This is a genomic window from Clostridioides sp. ES-S-0005-03 (genome assembly GCF_020658455.1).
Classification (GTDB): domain Bacteria; phylum Bacillota; class Clostridia; order Peptostreptococcales; family Peptostreptococcaceae; genus Clostridioides.
Genome location: NZ_JACVWI010000003.1, coordinates 208,424 through 227,566 on the forward strand (window position 1 = coordinate 208,424; position 19,143 = coordinate 227,566).

At 29.9% G+C, this 19,143-nt stretch carries 15 protein-coding genes; 8 read left to right on the forward strand and 7 right to left on the reverse strand.

All coding sequences use genetic code 11. The features are described 5' to 3' along the window. Nucleotides 1-501 precede the first annotated feature (501 nt). Nucleotides 502-2,448 carry a metallophosphoesterase gene (locus IC218_RS13710; RefSeq protein ID WP_227824704.1) on the forward strand — a complete coding sequence of 649 codons (1,947 nt, stop codon included), beginning with the start codon at nt 502-504 and terminating at the stop codon, nt 2,446-2,448. 184 nt (nt 2,449-2,632) lie between these two features. Further along, nucleotides 2,633-4,522, forward strand: coding sequence for a metallophosphoesterase (locus IC218_RS13715; protein ID WP_227824705.1), 1,890 nt, complete (start codon nt 2,633-2,635; stop codon nt 4,520-4,522). A 251-nt stretch (nt 4,523-4,773) separates the two neighbouring features. On the opposite strand, the gene IC218_RS13720 is transcribed toward IC218_RS13715, so the two are convergent. Next, on the reverse strand, nt 4,774-5,652 hold the full coding sequence (locus IC218_RS13720; protein WP_227824706.1) for a LysR family transcriptional regulator: 879 nt from the start codon (nt 5,650-5,652) through the stop codon (nt 4,774-4,776). Nucleotides 5,653-5,918: 266 nt separating this feature from the next. Between IC218_RS13720 and IC218_RS13725 the strand changes: the two genes are divergently transcribed. The 3 genes from IC218_RS13725 to IC218_RS13735 all read left to right on the forward strand — a co-directional run bounded on the left by IC218_RS13725 (nt 5,919) and on the right by IC218_RS13735 (nt 10,883). Next, nucleotides 5,919-7,655, forward strand: coding sequence for an ABC transporter ATP-binding protein (locus IC218_RS13725; RefSeq protein ID WP_227824707.1), 1,737 nt, complete (start codon nt 5,919-5,921; stop codon nt 7,653-7,655). Next, a complete protein-coding gene (locus IC218_RS13730; protein ID WP_227824708.1) occupies nt 7,655-9,514 on the forward strand; it encodes an ABC transporter ATP-binding protein in 1,860 nt (619 codons plus the stop codon). Before IC218_RS13725 ends, IC218_RS13730 begins: the two co-directional genes overlap by 1 nt. Nucleotides 9,515-9,797: 283 nt before the next feature. Continuing rightward, the gene (locus tag IC218_RS13735) at nt 9,798-10,883 is read left to right on the forward strand and encodes a GGDEF domain-containing protein (RefSeq protein ID WP_227824709.1); all 1,086 of its coding nucleotides are present in this window, start codon (nt 9,798-9,800) and stop codon (nt 10,881-10,883) included. 61 nt (nt 10,884-10,944) lie between these two features. Here IC218_RS13735 and IC218_RS13740 read toward each other — a convergent pair whose 3' ends face one another. Genes IC218_RS13740 through IC218_RS13755 form a run of 4 tightly spaced genes read right to left on the reverse strand, consistent with a single transcriptional unit; the run spans nt 10,945 to nt 13,832 of the window. Next, nucleotides 10,945-11,505 carry a cyclophilin-like fold protein gene (locus IC218_RS13740; protein ID WP_227824710.1) on the reverse strand — a complete coding sequence of 187 codons (561 nt, stop codon included), beginning with the start codon at nt 11,503-11,505 and terminating at the stop codon, nt 10,945-10,947. A gap of 4 nt (nt 11,506-11,509) precedes the next feature. Beyond that, a complete protein-coding gene (locus IC218_RS13745; RefSeq protein ID WP_227824711.1) occupies nt 11,510-12,058 on the reverse strand; it encodes a flavodoxin family protein in 549 nt (182 codons plus the stop codon). A 4-nt stretch (nt 12,059-12,062) separates the two neighbouring features. Beyond that, entirely contained in the window at nt 12,063-12,635 is a 573-nt protein-coding gene (locus IC218_RS13750) for a DapH/DapD/GlmU-related protein (protein WP_227824794.1), read from the reverse strand. Nucleotides 12,636-12,659: 24 nt separating this feature from the next. Next, nucleotides 12,660-13,832 carry an iron-containing alcohol dehydrogenase gene (locus IC218_RS13755; protein ID WP_227824712.1) on the reverse strand — a complete coding sequence of 391 codons (1,173 nt, stop codon included), beginning with the start codon at nt 13,830-13,832 and terminating at the stop codon, nt 12,660-12,662. A 168-nt stretch (nt 13,833-14,000) separates the two neighbouring features. On the opposite strand from IC218_RS13755, the gene IC218_RS13760 reads away from it, so the two are divergent. Both IC218_RS13760 and IC218_RS13765 read left to right on the forward strand, forming a co-directional pair. Next, complete coding sequence (locus tag IC218_RS13760; RefSeq protein WP_227433479.1) at nt 14,001-14,894, forward strand: LysR family transcriptional regulator; 894 nt, start codon at nt 14,001-14,003, stop codon at nt 14,892-14,894. Nucleotides 14,895-14,945: 51 nt separating this feature from the next. Beyond that, nucleotides 14,946-15,509, forward strand: coding sequence for a GNAT family N-acetyltransferase (locus tag IC218_RS13765; protein ID WP_227824713.1), 564 nt, complete (start codon nt 14,946-14,948; stop codon nt 15,507-15,509). 376 nt (nt 15,510-15,885) lie between these two features. On the opposite strand, the gene IC218_RS13770 is transcribed toward IC218_RS13765, so the two are convergent. Beyond that, nucleotides 15,886-16,704, reverse strand: a complete 819-nt coding sequence (locus tag IC218_RS13770) for a MerR family transcriptional regulator (protein ID WP_227824714.1) — start codon at nt 16,702-16,704, stop codon at nt 15,886-15,888. Nucleotides 16,705-16,825: 121 nt separating this feature from the next. Between IC218_RS13770 and IC218_RS13775 the strand changes: the two genes are divergently transcribed. Further along, nucleotides 16,826-17,134, forward strand: a complete 309-nt coding sequence (locus tag IC218_RS13775) for a hypothetical protein (protein WP_227483015.1) — start codon at nt 16,826-16,828, stop codon at nt 17,132-17,134. A gap of 261 nt (nt 17,135-17,395) precedes the next feature. Here the strand turns inward: IC218_RS13775 and IC218_RS13780 are convergent, their stop codons facing one another. Continuing rightward, entirely contained in the window at nt 17,396-19,138 is a 1,743-nt protein-coding gene (locus IC218_RS13780; protein ID WP_227824715.1) for a peptidase M3, read from the reverse strand. Nucleotides 19,139-19,143 lie beyond the last annotated feature (5 nt).

Sequence of the window (19,143 nt, forward strand, 5' to 3'; positions counted from 1 at the left end):
ACAATGAAGTTCCTATAAGCATGCATATTGAGGATGCTTACATATGCAACAATCATATCTGAGGATATAAAATTACTTTGTATTTCTATATTTTGAATATAAGATAAAATATACGTAATACAGTCAAAAATACACAAGTCCCTTTATCAATTTTACAACTATTCTGGTTACTTAACTGTTCAAATAATATTTTATACTCGATTTTCTCCATATATTTTAATATCGCTACAATCTCATCATAGCTATCTGTGTTAAATAAAAGTTTGTTATGTGAAGTATCTATTTAAACATACTTAATAATATATTTAAATATATTATTAAGTATGTTTAAATACCATGACATAAGAAATGAAATGTATATCTTTAAATTATAGATATATTTACAGGTAATAATCTACTAGTCCAATGAATGTTGCTCATAATCCTATAACCTGCTATAGTTTAAAATAAAGCATGATATTAAATTTTATTATAATCTAAAAATTTATGAGGGGGGCTTTTATGAAAATAAAATTTATTATAATGGTATTGATAGTGTTTTTAGTGGGATTGCTTGTGGCATGTCAAAGTACTAAAAATAAAGAAACTAAAATAGAAGATACAAAAGTTAATGTATCAGATACAGAAGTAAAAATATTAGGAACAGGTGATTTGCATTCAGTTGTGACAGATTCTCTAGTTTCATATGTAAATGAAGAAAGAGCAAAGAATGAAAATATACTTATAGTAGATGCAGGAGATTTTTTTGGTGAACAGAGTAAAGAAATGTGGGAATGGACCTCTGGCAAAAAACTAGTTAATATTAGAGAGAGTGGTACAGCAGAATATGAAGACATAGTTAAGAATAGTCAAGATGAAGTACCTATAGTTAAAGACATGATACCATTGAGATATGATGCTGTAGTACTTGGCGATAATGAATTTATTTCAAATGATAAGCAAGGTCTTGATAAATTAGTTTCTGATTTTAAAAATAATAATATACCAGTAGTATCAGCAAATATATATGAACAATCTGGAAAAAACTACATACAACCATATGTGATGAAAAATGTTAAGACAGATAAAGGTGATGTAAAAGTAGGAATACTAGGTCTTACTATAAAAGAAGTGGGGAAAAGTTCAGGATTTGAAGATATTGAAAAAGAAACTAAATCAAGAGAACTTGGAGAGCAAGCTGAGTATAAAGGTAAATTATATGCAAATGATTTAGTAGAAGATGCAAAGAAATGGATAAAAGTGATGAAGAAAGAAAATCCAGATATAGTAGTTGCAGTTGTACATTCAGGGGAAGAATCTAAGAGTTCTGATAATACAGGAAATAGAATAAAGGAACTAGCAACCACAGTAGATGGAATAGATGCAATAGTAGCAGGTCATACTCATAAGAAAATAAAGCAACATACATATAAAAATAAATCTGGGAAAGAAGTAATTGTTACACAACCAGGTTCGCATGCAGATAGTGTGTCAGAGATTAGCTTTAAATTAGATAAGAAGAATGGTAAATGGGATATAAAGAAAAAGGCTAGCAAATTAAAAATAGTTGATAAAGAAATAAATATAGTTGCTACTGCAGATTTACATTCACATTTTTCTGACAAATTATTAGTAAGCCTTGTTAATGAACGAAGTAAGCCAATTGAACCTGTTGTAGTAGATGCAGGAGACTTTTTAGACCCTCAAACAGATGAAATGATTGAATGGTATAAAGAGTGGAAGGCTATAAGGGATAATAATACTGATACAGTGATTAGTAGATGCCCAATGGCAATAGCTATGAATCAAGGTATGTATGATGCAGTAGTACTTGGCAATCATGAGTTTGTATCCGAGAAAGATGAATTTTGGGCAGATGAGCGTCTTTTAGATGCTGTTGTAGAGGATTTTGAACAGATAACAATTTCTGTATTATCAGCAAACATATATAAACAATCTGGACAAAACTATGTTAAACCATATGTCATACAAGATGTGGAGACAAATGAAGGAAATGTAAAAGTAGGAATATTGGGTCTTACGATAAAAGAGGTAGGTAAAGGTCTTAAAAATGTAAATTTACAAGAGCAATTTCAATATAAAGGTAAATTATATGCAAATGATTTAGTAGAAGATGCAAAGAAGTGGGTAAAAGTGATGAAAGAAGAAAATCCAGATATAATAGTTGCAGTTGTACATTCAGGAGAAGAGCCTAAAAATCCCAAGCATCCAGGAAATAGAGTAAAAGAACTAGCAACTACAGTAGATGGGATTGATGCTATTGTTGCTAGTCATACTCATGAAAAGATAGATGAACATGACTATAAGAATAAGTCTAGAGGTAAAGTTATAGTGACACAACCAGGTGAACATGGTAAATATTATTCTAAAATTACTTTTAAAGTGAAAAAAGAAAAGAGTTCATGGGTTATTAATGATAAATCTAGTAAAACAATTGAGGTTGAATAATTTTAGCATACTAGAGTAAGCCTTGTTTTGTAACTGAAAAATATCAAGAACTATATGTAGATTTATTTAAAAAGGAATTTACATATAGTTTTTTTAGTATAATAAACAGTACAAACTTATATAGTAAAGATAAGGTATAAGAGTAAATTTTATTATCATCAAAAAAATTAAGGGGGAGGCTTTTATGAAAATAAAATTTATTATAGTTACATCAATAATATTTCTAATAATATTATTAGTGGGCTGTGAAAGTACTAAAGATATAGAAATCAATATACTTGGTACAAGCGACTTACATTCAATAGTCCCAGAAAACCTAGTTTCTTATGTGCAAGAAGAGAGAAAATACGATGAAAACTTGCTAATGGTTGATGCAGGCGATTTTTTTGACATACAAAGTATTGATATGAATGGATGGTTTACTGGTCAAAAACTAGTACGATTTAATGATGGTATGCCGGAATTTAAAAAAATAGCTGAGCCACGTGAAGGAGAAGTTCCTATAGCTAAAGAAATGGCAAAATTAAAATATGATGCAGTTACATTTGGAAATCATGAGTTCGTTTCCAATGATAAGCAAGGTCTTGATAGGTTAGTTTCTGATTTTAAAAATAATAACATACCATTAGTGTCTGCAAATATATATGAACAATCTGGAAAAAACTATGTAAAGCCGTACATAATGAAAGATGTCAAAACAGAAAAAGGGAATGTAAAGGTAGGAATACTAGGGCTTACTATAAAAGAAGTAGGAGAACGTTCAAGATTTAAAAGCTTTGAGCAAGATAAAAAAGCTAGAGCACTTGAAGAACAAGCACAATATAAAGGTAAATTATATGCAAATGATTTGGTGGAAGACGCCCAAAAATGGGTAAAAATCATGAAAAAAGAAAGTCCAGATATAATCGTTGCCATTGTACATTCAGGTGAAGAGCCTAAAAATCCTAAAAACCCAGGAAATAGAATAAAGGAGCTGGCAACAACAGTAGAAGGAATAGATGCTATTGTAGCTGGTCATACGCATGAAAAGATAGAGCAACATACATTTAAAAATAAATCTGGTGAAGAAGTGATAGTGACACAGCCTGGAGCTCATGGTGATAGTGTATCAAAGATTAATTTTAAGTTGGATAAGAAGAATGATAAGTGGTTTATAAAAGATAAGCATAGTGAATTAAAGGTATTTGGAAAAGAAGTAAATATAATTACGACATCTGGTTTACATTCAAATTTTTCAGATGAAATGGCAGTTAGTTTATTTAATGAAAGATATAGAGCTGTACAGCCAATCTTTATTGATACTGGAGACTTTTTTGATGCTAATACAAAAGAAATGACTAGATGGTCTAAAGAATGGCAATATAATACAAAAAAAGGTATTCATAAAAGAATAAACGAATGGCCTATTGTTTATCTCGGCTATGATGCTGTAGTACTTGGTAGTCATGAACTTCTATCTGAAAAAAATGATTTTGAAGAAAAAAAGTCTACATTGGATTCTATTATAGAAAACTTTGAGGAAATGAAAATTCCTGTTTTATCAGCTAATATATATGATGAGTCTGGAGAAAATTATGTAAAACCTTATATAATGCATAAAGTTGAGACTAAGGAAGGTGATATAAAGGTTGGAATATTGGGGCTTACTATAGATAAAGATGAAAAAAATACCAATGATTCGAGTTCAGAAAAAAATTCTAAAAAAACAAATAGATTATATACTAATGACTTAGTGAAGGATGCAAATGAGTGGGTAAAGGTTATGCAAAAAGAAAATCCAGATGTAATTGTCACAGTTGTACATTCAGATAGTAATAATATAAATTTAAAAAATCCAAGTAGCGAGATAAAAAAACTTGCTACTACAGTAGATGGAATAGATGCTATTGTAGTTGGGCATACCAAAAATAAGATAAAAGAACGTACCTACAAGAATAAGTCTGGAAATAAAGTTATAGTGACACAATCTAGTGAAGATGGAGAGTATTATTCAAAAATAAGTCTTGAATTAAGAAAAGAAAATGGGACATGGAATATTATCAATAAATATAGTAAGGCGATAAAAATGAAGTAGAACAATAAATATTAAGTGAGACAATAAAGATGAATTAATACAATAAATAAGTAAATTGATAAAGCAGTAAATCAATAAAAACAAAGTAAATTTATACCATAATTATACAATTAGATACAATGTAATATTAGATTTATTAGTAAGAATACGTTTATATAAAAAATATATTTGAATATAGTTAAAACACTAAAAAATAGTATACTAAGATGAAAGAGAAGAACCTTTATATTTGATGTTCTTCTTTTTTCTATTTACAAACCAGTAAAATTATCTATAAAGAATCGAATATATTTTTCCTTTACATTTTTTTGATATGCAATACCATACTCAATTATGGCTTCCTCAATGATTGGACGGATAATAAAACTATCACTTTCTGTTGGGATGCAATGTTCAGGTAGTATTGCTATACCATATCCACAATTTGCAAGTAGTATACTTGCTTGGTCGTTTTCACATACAATATTAAAATGGTCTTGAGAATGTAAGGCTATTTTTTGCTGTAATATATTCCCATGTTGAAATGGTATAAACTTAGGATTCAATATAATTAAGCAATTTGTCTTTAAATCATCAAAAGTTAGACTATCTTTTTCGGCAAGGATGGATTGTGATGACATAATAGCATAATTTTTAGTATTTTTTAATTTTTTAAAAGAGCATTCTTTCATATCTTTAATCATTTCTCTTGTTGAAAGCATAATATCTAAATGTTTATTATTGAATAAATTTTTAAGTTTAAAATAATCCTCCATAAATATTAAAGGGTACACCTGTGGAAAGGCAATTCGTAAGTCTGACAATATACCTTGTAATTTATTGAGTTCAGCATGACTAGAGCATCCAATACGCAAAAAAGAAGTGTTCTGAAATGTAGCTTTTGCCATCCTTTTCTGTGATACCTCTATTTTGTTGAGTATATCTTTGGCATCACTGTAAAACATATTTCCCATTTCTGTCAATCGAACCATTTTTGAATTTCGTATAAATAATTTCACTCCTAATTCTTCCTCTAGATTTTTGATATGGTGAGTAACTGTAGGAGTAGATAAAAAAAGTTCTTCTGCTGCTTTTGTGAAATTTAACTTGTCAGCAACACATACGAAACATTCTAATTGTTGAGTATTCATAAAGCACCTTCCTTCCATACCAAAAGTATAATTGTAAGATGATATAATTTCAAGATAATATTAGATTTTATCTAATGTTATTGCGTTTTTTGAAATTCTCATTCAACACAGATAATGATAAAATTCTAAATGTTAGGCATCTGAGTATATTCATTTCTATACAGAACAAATAAAAGTTAGGTAAGAACATTATAGACAATTGAAGTTGTCTGATAAAACTTAGAATAAGTCAACATTTTAAAAATTAGTTAAAAAGGAGATAGAATATGATTAAAAAATTAGCTTGTTCCATTAAAGAGTATAAAAAAACTTCCATACTAACATCAGTATTTGTTGTATTGGAAGTCTTAATGGAAATTTTGATTCCTATGATTATGGCAGAAATGATTGATGTGGGAATCAGTGGAAACAATACACAGACCCTAGTGCGACTTGGTACGATTTTGATTGTTTGTGTATTCTTAGGGTTATGTTTTGGAATACTGTCTGGAAGTTTTTGTGCTACTGCATCTGCTGGGTTTGCACAAAATTTAAGGAAGGATATGTATTACAAAATACAGGGATATTCTTTTGCTAATATTGATAAGTTTTCAACTTCCAGTATTGTCACAAGATTAACTACAGATGTTACAAATGTTCAAAATGCTTATATGATGATTATTCGTGTGGCTGTACGTGCTCCACTTATGCTTGTGTTTTCATTGGTTGCTGCATTTATGGTTAATACGAGTTTATCCTTTATATTTTTAATTGCAATACCGATTCTTGGAGTTGGTTTATATTTAATTGTAAGTCGCTCCCATCCATATTTTGAAAGAGTGTTTAATATTTATGATGACTTAAATGGAGTTGTGCAAGAGAATCTCACAGGTATACGAGTAGTTAAATCTTTTGTAAGAGAAAAATTTGAAATCAAGAAATTTAAGAATGTTTCAGAGAAAATATACAAGACATTTGGAAAAGCTGAAGGAATTGTTGCTTATAATATGCCATTAATGCAGTTTGCTATGTATTGCTGTACACTGCTACTTTGTTGGCTTGGTTCAAAAATGATAGTTTCAAGCAACGCAACTACAATGACTACAGGAGAACTTTCCAGCTTAATTACATATGCCATGAATATTCTTAATTGCCTTATGATGTTATCTATGGTTATGGTTATGATTAATATGGCAAGAGCTTCATCTGAACGAATTATAGAAATAGTAGATGAAGAAAGTTCATTAAAAAATTGTGATACTCCTGTATATCATATGGAAAATGGAGAAATAAGTTTTGATAATGTATGTTTCAGTTATGTAGATGATAAAGAAAAAGAATGTCTAAAAAATATTTCATTTCATATAGAAACTGGTTCAACATTGGGGATTATAGGTGGAACTGGAAGTGGAAAGAGTTCACTGGTTCAATTAATACCACGTCTTTATGATGTGACAGAGGGAAAAATTACAATAGGAGGCGTAAATGTAAAAGACTATGATTTATTTACACTTCGTAATGAAGTAGCAATGGTTCTTCAAAAAAATGAGCTATTTTCTGGAACAATTAAAGAAAATCTACTTTGGGGAAACAAATATGCTAGTGAAGAAGAAATGATACATGCTTGTAAATTGGCACAGGCAAATTCTTTTATTGAAACATTTCCAGATAAATACGACACATATATTGAACAGGGAGGTACAAATGTTTCTGGTGGTCAAAAGCAAAGACTATGTATTGCAAGAGCCTTGCTAAAAAAACCAAAAATTTTAATACTTGATGACTCTACAAGTGCAGTAGATACAAAAACTGATTCAATGATTAGAAAGTCATTCAGTGAAGAAATACCAGAGACTACAAAAATTATTATTGCACAGCGTATTTCCTCAGTAGAAGATGCTGATTATATTATCGTTATGGAAGGCGGTAAAATCAATGGGTATGGTACACATGAGGAATTGCTAAAAACAAATGTAATTTATAGGGAAATCTATGATTCACAAACGAAGGGAGATGACAAGTAATGGAAGCAAAAGTATTTAGCGTATGGAAACGACTGTTATCTTATATTGTAGGGCGACATAAAATTTTGTTTAGTATGGTTGTTATATGTATTCTTTTTAGTTCTTGTACTATTGTCATAAGTTCTTTGTTTCTACAAACATTGATTGATGACTATATCACTCCACTTTTACTTGAAGATAATCCATCTTTTAGTGGTTTATTATATACAATTATTATAATGGCATGTATTTATATCTTAGGGGTTGTCGCAACATTTCTATATAATCGAATTATGGTAAAGGTTTCTCAAGGAACCTTGAAAGAAATTAGAGATGACATGTTTGTACATATGCAAAAACTTCCCATTCGTTATTTTGATACTCATACACATGGAGATATTATGAGTCATTATACAAATGATACAGATACATTGCGTCAGTTTATTTCACAAGCATTGCCACAATTTATTTCGGCTATTATTACAGTAGTTGTTATATTAATTTCTATGCTTGTAAGCAATGTACCTTTGACACTTTTAGTTTTAGTAGTTACAGTCATCATGAGTATAGTTACTAAACAAATTGGTGGAGCAAGTGCAAAGTATTTTATAAAGCAACAAGAGACATTAGGAAATATTACAGGATATATTGAAGAAATGATAAATGGTCAAAAAGTCATTAAGGTATTCTGCCATGAAGAAGATGCAAAACAACAATTTGATAAAAAGAATAAAGATTTATGCTTAGATTCTACACAAGCAAATAAATATGGTAATATACTTATGCCAACTATTATGCAACTTGGTAATCTTCAATATGTGTTAATTGCCCTTTTTGGAGGACTTATGGCATTACATAATGTAGGCTCTATTACAGTTGGAATGATTGTAGCTTTCTTGAGTTTGTCGAAAACATTTTGTATGCCTGTCTCACAGATTGCACAACAAATTAGTATGATGGCTATGGCACTGGCAGGAGCAGAACGTATATTTGAGTTGATTGACGAAGAACCTGAGCAAGATGCTGGATATGTTACATTAGTACATGCTAGATTCAATAATGATAAAATAATCGAAACAACTGATAATACAGGAATATGGGCATGGAAACATCCTCATCATGATGGTACAATAACATATACACCTTTAAAAGGGGATATTCAGTTCTTTGATGTGGATTTTGGATATACAGAAAAGAAATTAGTATTACACAACATAGTTTTGGAAGCAACAGCAGGAGAAAAAATAGCATTTGTCGGTGCAACTGGAGCTGGAAAAACTACCATCACAAACTTGATTAATCGTTTTTATGATTTAGCAGATGGAAAAATTAGATATGATGGTATAAATATCAATAAAATTAAAAAGACAGATTTACGTCATTCCTTGGGGATTGTCTTGCAAGATGTCAACTTATTTACAGGAACAATTATGGATAATATCCGATATGGTAAAATGGATTCTACAGACAATGAATGCATTGAGGCCGCTAAATTGTCAAATGCACATGATTTTATTACTAGATTGCCAAATGGATATCAGACTATATTGGCACAAAATGGTGCGAGTCTTTCACAAGGTCAACGACAATTAATTTCAATTGCCCGTGCAGCAGTTGCAAATCCCCCAGTAATGATTCTTGATGAAGCGACATCTTCCATTGATACACGTACAGAAACACTGGTACAGCAAGGTATGGATAATCTTATGAAGGGTAGAACTGTTTTTGTAATAGCACATAGATTGTCTACTGTTAGAAACTCAGATGCAATTATAGTTCTTGAACAGGGACGTATAATAGAAAAAGGTACTCATAATGAATTAATAAATGAAAAAGGGGTTTATTATAGTCTTTATACAGGGGCATTTGAGTTGGAATAAAAATTATAGGTTATAAATTTTTATAGAATATATAAACAAAGCAAGGCACTTTAATATAATATGAGTGCTTTGCTTTGTTATTTTATACATGTAATTGTCTGTTATTTTTTATAAGTTTTACTTTTAATATTTTTCTACATACTTTTATTATTATATACTTATTAGATAAATTTAATTCCATATATTGGATATACAAGCTATTATTTAAACATACTTATTATATGATATAATATTATAAGTATAATTAAATTAAAATATCTTAATAAAGGAGGAGATTAAATATTTGGCATCTATACAACAGTCTATTAAAGATTATATGGAGAAGTATTTCAATAAAAAATTAAACTTACAAGAAAGACTTTTTTATCTTTTTTGTTTTGCTGGAGTTGTTTGTTCCTTTTTAGCCTTTGTTGCAGCTCTTTTTAGTAATCTTCCTAGTATATCTGTATGGGGAAGTTTTTCTTGTTTTTGTATCATGTCAATATTGGCAATCTATTCTCTTAAAACACAAGATATTGATAGAGGGTGTCTAGTAATTAATATAGGGCTTAATATATTCTTATTTCCAGTACTCTTTTTTATAAGTGGTGGAGTGGATAGTGGTATGATGTTTTATTTCTTGTTGGGAATATGTGTTATATCATTGACTCTTGATGGTCTTAAGAGAATAGTTATGATATTTGTATCTACACTTGTGTATAGTATATGTATATTTTTGGCATTTAATTACCCAAACTTAATTGTGTCTATAGGTGAATCTCGTGCATCAGATACGATAAGTAATTTTATTATAGTTTCATTGTTTTTATGTATAGTAATGATTGTGGTTTTACAAGAGTATTCTCATGAGCGTGATAAAGTATATAAATTGAACCAAAGACTTGAAAGGCAGGCAATTATAGATGATTTGACAAAGTTGTATAATAGAAGATATTTAATACAATATATGTCCGATATATTAAAAAAGCCATTGGAAGAAAGAATTATGTCCATTGTGTTATTTGATATAGATGATTTTAAAAAAATAAATGATAAATATGGTCATCTATGTGGAAATAATGTATTAATTCGATTTAGTGAGATTTTAATTGAAGAGGTTGGAAATGATGGAATTGTTTCAAGATATGGAGGAGAAGAGTTTATAGTGGTAATGCCTAGCTTTACTAAATCTAAAGCGGTTGAGGTAGCAGAGCGTATTCGCATACATGTTTCTAGTGACAAAAAATTATTTGATTTAGTGGACAAAATTACAGTCAGCGGTGGTGTAGAGGAGTATGTTGAAAATATGACTATGGAGAAGATAGTAAAAGGAGCTGATACAAAACTTTACATAGCTAAAAATAATGGAAAAAATAGAATTGTAAGTTAGAGAACGTTTGGTTTAATAGTGTCATCATAGTAGATGCATTTGCCATGATGACACTATTATTTTAATCAATAATACTAAGTACTATTTGTATGTTTCCACTTCCTAATATTTCAGCAAGTTTACTGGTATCTTCAATATACCCCAGTTTAGTGTAGTTATATGAGGTTTGAAAATCTTTATAAAATAGAACCAAACAATCAGAGCCGTAGAGCATAAAATCACCAGTTTTAATATTTTTTACAGATTCTGCATTTGATGGCAAATCTTTTATAAAGTAATTGTATTTTTCGTTTTTATTTAAATCCTTCATATCTATTGTAAGTGGCATTTTTTTTATTAATGCCTGTACAGAAGAATTATTATAAAGTTTCAATACAAAGTCTTTATCTCCAATTTTAAGATTGGCAGTTATAATGTTATTTTTAATTGGTTTATTTTCAGTTGGTGTTATTACTTCTTTTTCTTTATAAGAAATAGGAGTTGCAGTCAAAGTATTATTTTTAGGTTCTTGTTTTACTGTTTGTTTTGAGGCTGGAATATTTGTACAACCTAATAGTGCAAAGCTACAGAGTGCAGTTAACATGAGGGTTATAATCTTTTTTATATGATTATATTGCTTCATATGATTATACTACCTTTCCCATTTGATATGCTTTACTTAATAGATTAGGTAAAGCAGAGATAGAAGCATATTCATCTGCACCTGTACCGTGCAAAACATCTTTAAGTGTTGCATTTTCAAAACAATCAATCCAGCCCTGCAATCCTTTCACTGCACCATCCATTGCATGTTCCTCTTTATCAGCAGCAGTTGCTAGAAGATAAATATCTCTAAAAGAATACTCTAAGGGAAATAGTGGATTAGAACGATCAAGTAATGTTTTCATCTGTCCACTCATTTCATAAAAATAGATTGGAGTTGAAAAAACAATTACATCAGCAGTCATCATCTTTTGTACAATCATATCGGCATCATCTTGCATTATACAATGTCCTGTTTTTGTATTCTGACAAGCAAGACATCCTTTACAAAAGTGAATAGTTTTATCATACAAACAGATTTTTTCAACAATATTTCCTGATTCTTTTGCTCCTTTTAAAAACATATCTGCTAACATTTCAGAATTTCCGTCTTTGCGAAAGCTTGTAGATATAATTAAGACTTTTTTGTTCATTTATTTATTCCTCCTCAATTTTTTTTATAAACTTTGCTGGTACACCTCCCACCAATGTATTAGGTGTCACATCTTTTGTTACAACAGCTCCAGCTGCTATAATTGCCCCATCTCCTACTATTACACCAGGAGTTATTGTGACATTAGCACCAACCCAGACACTTTTCCCTATTTTAATAGGTTTTGGGTGCATAGTGCTTCGTTTGCTTGGAGCAAAATCATGATTCAAAGTTGCCAATACTACATTATGACCAATTAACGAATTGTCTCCTATAGTAATACCACCTTGGTCTTGAAATCGACATCCTGAATTTATAAAAACATTTCTACCTATTGTTATATTTTTTCCACAGTCAGTATAAAATGGAGGGAACATGTTAAATGTTTCATCTACCTGTTTTCCAATTAACTCTGAAAATAATGTTCTAATTTCTTCCGGCTCATGATAATGATTGTTTAATTTAGATGTAATTTTCATGGCTTCATTGCTAAGTTCACTCATAAACTGATGTAACTTTGAACCTCCAACAACAGTAAGTCCTTGATTAAGGTGTTCTAAAAATGTATTTAAGTTCAAGTTCATTTTGCACATCCTTTCTGATTAACTGTAAGATTTTTTCAATACTTCTACACAATCCTCATGTGTCATTTCACAAGGATTTGCTGCAAATAAACCTCCCATTGTTTCTCGTGCACTTTTTGCTATTAGATTAAAATCTCCTGGTGTAATTCCATAATCGGACATTTTTAAATCTGCAACCCCACAAGCTTCTTGTAATTTGCTAAGAGCTGTAATAAAATCTTCTGCTTTGTTAGCATCTTTCATTCCCAATGCCTGTGCCATGCGTACAAAGCGTTCATCACAAGCATGTTTTTCTATAAAAAATCCAAAGAAAGCTTTAGAAATCATAATCAAACCTGCACCATGAGGAAGTCTTGGGTAATAACCAGACATAGCTTGTTCTAAAGAATGCTGTGCTGTAGTGACACTGATTGTCATGACAATTCCTGCAATTGTATTTGCAAAAGCCATGTGTTCTCTTGCTTTCATATCATTACCATTTTTTACTGCATGTGCAAGATAGTTACCTACATTTTCGATAGCAGTTAAAGCATACATATCGCTCATAACACTGGAAAAAGAAGATATATAGCTTTCCACGGCATGGAATAAAGTATCAAATCCTTGATAAGCAGTAAATTCAGGTGGTACAGATTTCATTAATTCTGGGTCAATTATGGACAAAACAGGGAATAAAGAGTCATAACCACCAACACCAATTTTCTCATGGGTTTCTTCATTTGTAACAACTCCCCATTGGTCAGCTTCACTACCTGTTCCAGCAGTGGTTGTAATACAAACAACTGGTAGTGGTTCACTTTGTAATGGTTGAGCCTTTCCAGTACCTCCATTTACATAATCCCATAAGTCACCATCATTTGTCACCATCATTGCAATTGCCTTTGAAGCGTCCATGACACTTCCACCACCTAAGGCAATGATAAAATCGCATTCTGTTTTACGAGCACAGAAAGCCCCCTTCATGACAGAATTTTTATTAGGATTTGCGTCTATTTCATTGAATAACACAAATTCTACTCCTGCCATTTTTAACTGTTTTTCTGTTCGGGCAAGTGCACCATTTTCTTTAGTTGATTTTCCACTTGAAATAACAAGCAAGGCTTTCTTTCCAGGTAGTTTTTGTTGATGTAATTCATCTAAGCGTCCATTTCCAAAGATAAAACGAGTTGGTATATACATATTAAAATTCATATTTTTTTCTCCTTTTTATGTTATTGTTTTTATTAAAATTTATATCATAGTTTCTATACGTTTATTATATTAACGAAACAATATAATAGCAAATACTTATAAAGAATGCCTTCCCATAGTTGACAGGCATAGTAGGGAAAAGTACACTATAAATAGGAGGTATAGATAATGGAACTTAGAGTATTGAGATATTTCTTGGCAGTTGCAAAAGAGGAAAGTATTACAAGTGCAGCTCAATCACTTAATGTGACACAACCTACGCTTTCAAAACAACTTATGGAACTTGAAGATGAACTTGGGAAAAAGTTGTTTTTGCGTGGTAACAGAAAAATCACACTTACAGAGGATGGCTTATTTTTACGTAAACGTGCACAGGAAATAATTGACTTAACAGATAAAACTACTTCAGATTTTAACAATGATTGTGATGATATACGAGGAAATGTTTATATTGGTGGGGGAGAAACAGATGCTATGCGTTTTATTGCCAAAACTGCGAAAGAATTGAAGAAAGAATACCCTCATATCCGTTATCATCTATTTAGTGGAAATGCTGATGATGTAACGGAAAGACTAGATAAAGGGCTTTTAGATTTTGGAATTTTAATCGAACCTGCCAACATGGAAAAGTATGATTATATCAAACTTCCTGTTAATGATGTATGGGGATTGCTTATGAAAAAAGATTGTGAGCTTGCTCAAAAGAAAACGGTATGTCCAGATGATTTGAAGGAAATTCCTATCTTAACTTCACGTCAAACATTGGTTCAAAATGTAATTTCTGGTTGGTCTGGGCAAGATTTTCAAGCATTTAATATAGTGGCAACTTATAATCTTGTCTACAATGCTTCTCTTATGGTAGATGAAGGGGTTGGGTATGCTCTTTGCTTGGATAAGCTAATCAATACAACAGGTAATAGCAATCTTTGTTTTAGACCTTTAGAACCGAGATTAGAAGCACACTTAAATATTGTCTGGAAAAAGTATCAGGTTTTTTCTAAGGCAACTAAAATGTTCTTAAGTAAATTGCAAAGCGAAATTAATAATTTTGTATCAGAATAGAGAGACAGCTATTTAATTTATAATATTGTTTATATGAAGGTAGTGATTTTTATGAAGCGAGATTTATATGTAATGAGAGATAAAATAAAACTTTTTTATGCTGAAGATTATGATAGAAAACTAATATATGATATGGCATTTGAGGAAGATGAGATATGGAAGTCAATGTTTGACAATAAAGAGGATTTTGACTGGTCTGACATTCATGATGAAGAATCTTACTTTTTTAGTAGTAATCCTGGTCTTAATAAATACTTGCTTATAGAATATGATAATCAAATTGTGGGTACCATTTCTCATGCATACAATGATGGTAAGATACCTAATATGGAGCTAGATATGTGGTTGCGTTCAATGAAATATACTGGGAAGGGGATTGGTTCAAAAGCTATGAAGTTGTTAATTGACAGCTTGACTAGAGACTATGAGGTAGGCACATTTATTATTCGACCATGGATTAAAAATTCTCGTGCTATAAAGGCCTATGAAAAATGTGGTTTTGTGGTAAGTGATTGTTTTAATCCTAAAGAGTATTATGGGAAATACTTCGATAAATGGGGTCAAGGTGATTATCCAGAAGGTGAGAATGTGAATATGATACTTTCAATAGAGTAGTTAACAATGCTATGAAAAAATATACTTTTTCTATTAGTAGTTCGATGTCTGGAAAATAAGAGATTAGAATAAAAATAAATATTATTCCCTAGGTTGTAAGTTTAGCAAAGGATATTTATACTCAGTAAAGAAATAAAATGTGAGGTCCAACAAGTTCCTATTAGTTAGGAAGCTTGTCAGACATTCTAGCAAAGTTTGAAAAACCTAAAGAATCTAAAGCCGATTGTAATTGATGGTTATAGCAATTTCTTAGTCATTAATTGGGATGTTTATTCAAAAGTAGTACTTAAAGTATGAATCTATGTTTAAAAGACTTATAAAGAAGTACAACAAGAGCTAGAATACAAATATTATATAAATAAAACATCATTGAAACTTATTTTTTTCTAACTGGAAAGCATACTTCTGTTACCCAATTATCAGAATTACTGTCTTGACCAGGTCCTATATGATAAATATTAAACATAGGGCCGTCTACATCATAGTTATTGTCAGATATCCAATTACCAATAGCTTCACAAGCATCTGTAAGTTGATTGAAGTTTCCTTTTACAATAGCAGTTGCAGCAGTTACACTTGGAACAGTTCTAAACTTAACATTTTCAGTATCTTTATAATTTCCAGATACAGCAAGTTGTATTTCAACATCAACATAATTTTCTTTATACCCAACATCATAAAAGACTGCTTTAGAATAGTTAGGAACATCAACTTGTACATTATGCCCTTTTGTTTCTGAGAATAATTGATGCCATAGCATTCCTTCATCTTGATAAGTAGGTATAGTTTTTCTTAAAGTCATCATATATTTTGGAGCAAAGTCTTTTATAGTTACATCATAATTTTTCATAATATCAATCCTTCCAATTCTCTCTATAGTAGTTTCTATTTTTAATAGTTTTTTTTGCGTGTCTTCTAGATGTTCTCTTACTTGAGAATAGTGAATATTTAAATAACTTATCAAGCTTTCTCTATCATTGTATTCCGTCAAAATTTCTTTGATAGAAGATAAGCTGAACCCCATATCTTTTAAGGCATGGATTCTATTTGTAGTGGAAAGTTGATTTGCACTGTAGTATCTATAACCATTAACTTTATTTATATGAGTTGGTGTTAAAAGTCCAATTTCATCATAGTGACGTAGCATGCGAATACTAATTTTACTAAGTTTTGAAAAATCGCCTATCTTAAACATATTTACATCTCCTTTATAAAGGTGTTATTTTTGAGCTCAATATCAATATAAACCATATCATAGTGGTAGAGTCAACTAAAAATTATATATTGACAAATAATAAAAAAATATTATACTGAACATGTTTAGAACGAAAAATGTAAATGTTTTGGAGGTAGGTTATGATAAGGTACTATCTTTTATATTGAATCAATGTATAATCAATGGAAATATGCAGGCACAACTTGCTATCATTTCTATGCTTCGTAATATATTTGGGGACGAAAAAGACGAAATGAGTTTAAGAACTATTGCCTTACAAATTATTTTACCTATACAAATGGAGGCTTTATCACCAGACTCATTTCAATTATATAGTGGTACAAATATAAAAGTTAAACATCAGAGAGATAAATTTATTGATATTTTAATAGATAATATTATCAAATGAGATGATGTGAAATGAAACTTATAACTATTGGTGCAAGTGTTATTAAATATTAATCTAATCAGTCAAACATATGAAACCGCCAGAAGTAATAAAGGTAAAGGTTTATAAAATTTCTGACGGTTTTATTATATGTTACTAAGTATGGAAAATATTTACTAGATATAACATAAGTTAATAAGTATTAATAAGTACGTACTAGACATAACATGAGTTAATAAGTATTAATAAATATTTATTAGATATATCATAAGTTATTAAATACTAAGAAGCATTTTCTAATTCAAGAGGGTTCTCTATACCAAAATAATCGTATAAAGCTGAGCTTATTTCCTCCAAGTTTCCGCTTTCAAAAGGAGATTGTAGATTAACTTTTTCTACTACATCTTTAAATCCTGCATCTGTATTTTGATTTAAAAAATCCATATATACATCAACAGCTTTTCTATAGTCACCTTGTGATAACTCCCATATTTGAAGAGATACATCAGATGCAAGACCATAACTTAAATAGTAAAAAGGAACTTGGAAATTATGAGATACAAGTATCCAAAATGGAGCATTTTTATCTTTAAGTATCTTATTAGATACTCCATATTCTTCTTCTAAATCAAAAAATAGTTTATTTATATCATTTAAGCTCATATATGGGTTTTTATATATAATTTCTTGAAACTCATCGTAAAGACAAGCATCAATAATTGTGTTTAAAACAATCGATAAGTGTTCTTTTTTTATTGCTTCAGATTGTTTTCCAAAGAATTCATCAAAATACTTGTAAAATAAAATTTCTAAAGATGTTGAATGAACTTCGCATATATCAATACTTGGCTGTATTGTATTATTTGAGTTAATACTGTTGTAGTAATTAAAAAAATGACCAAACTCATGAGCAAAGCTAGTAACACCTAAAAAAGAATTGTCCCATGTATTAAATAAAAAGGGTGCTTTGTACTTGGTTATATAAGTAGTATAACCTCCAGGTGATTTGTTTTTCCCAGAGGAATAATCGTATAAGTCATACTTTTTCATATAGTTAAAACACTCTTTTAATTTTGGAGATATATCTTCAAGTACTTTATCAAATTTTCTAAATGAACGATTCTTATATGCCTTAATATAAATAGAAGAGTCAGAAGGTTGTGATGTAACTTTCCTATATAATGGAACTATGTACTCTTTTACTTCACTTCTAAATTTTCTTGCATCCTCTTGGGAGTAATCTTTATTTAAATTTAAATAAGCATAATCTGTATAATTCTTAAAGCCTAGCTTAGTTGCTATTTCAGTTCTCGTCTGTACAAGTTCTAAAAAAATATTACCAAATATAGGGTTGTATTTTTTTAAGTAATCTGAATAGATTTTTACATATTCTTCATAAGTGAGATTGGGTTTTGACATAGCTTCTTCAAAGTCTATTTCCATTCCATCTACTGATACAGTAGACTTAGATAATAAGTCTTCATATTTAACAACTAAGTCTTGCTCTTTTTTAAGTAGGTTTTCTACTTCTTCTGAATTAAGCTTTCCAATGTTTTTTAAATAATTAAATCCATCTTTTCCAATTTCTTTTTTTAGTTCTTTAGAAAACTTAGAATTTACAAATGTATCCTGAAAATCTTTGTATGCCATATCGACATCCACAGATTTACTCATAAGGTATTTGTATTCTTTAGAGTAAAATTCATCTGATGAATCAATATTATTTCTAAGTTTTGCTATAGTAAGTGTACTATAAAAGTCTTGGTAAATCTTATCGACATTACTAAATACGTTCAATTGCTCTTTGGCATTTTTACATGTTAAAAGTTTATCGTTATATGTGTTAATATTTTCGCATACTGACTTTATGTCAGGACGCTTATATTCCATTTTTTCAAAAGGAATAGTTCCTCTAATTGAATCTTTTTTTGAATCATTAGTATAATTTTTTATGTATAATGCAAATATAATAAAAATTACAATTAAAATTAGAGAAATAAATAATCTTTTCTTGGATTTAATCATAGAAA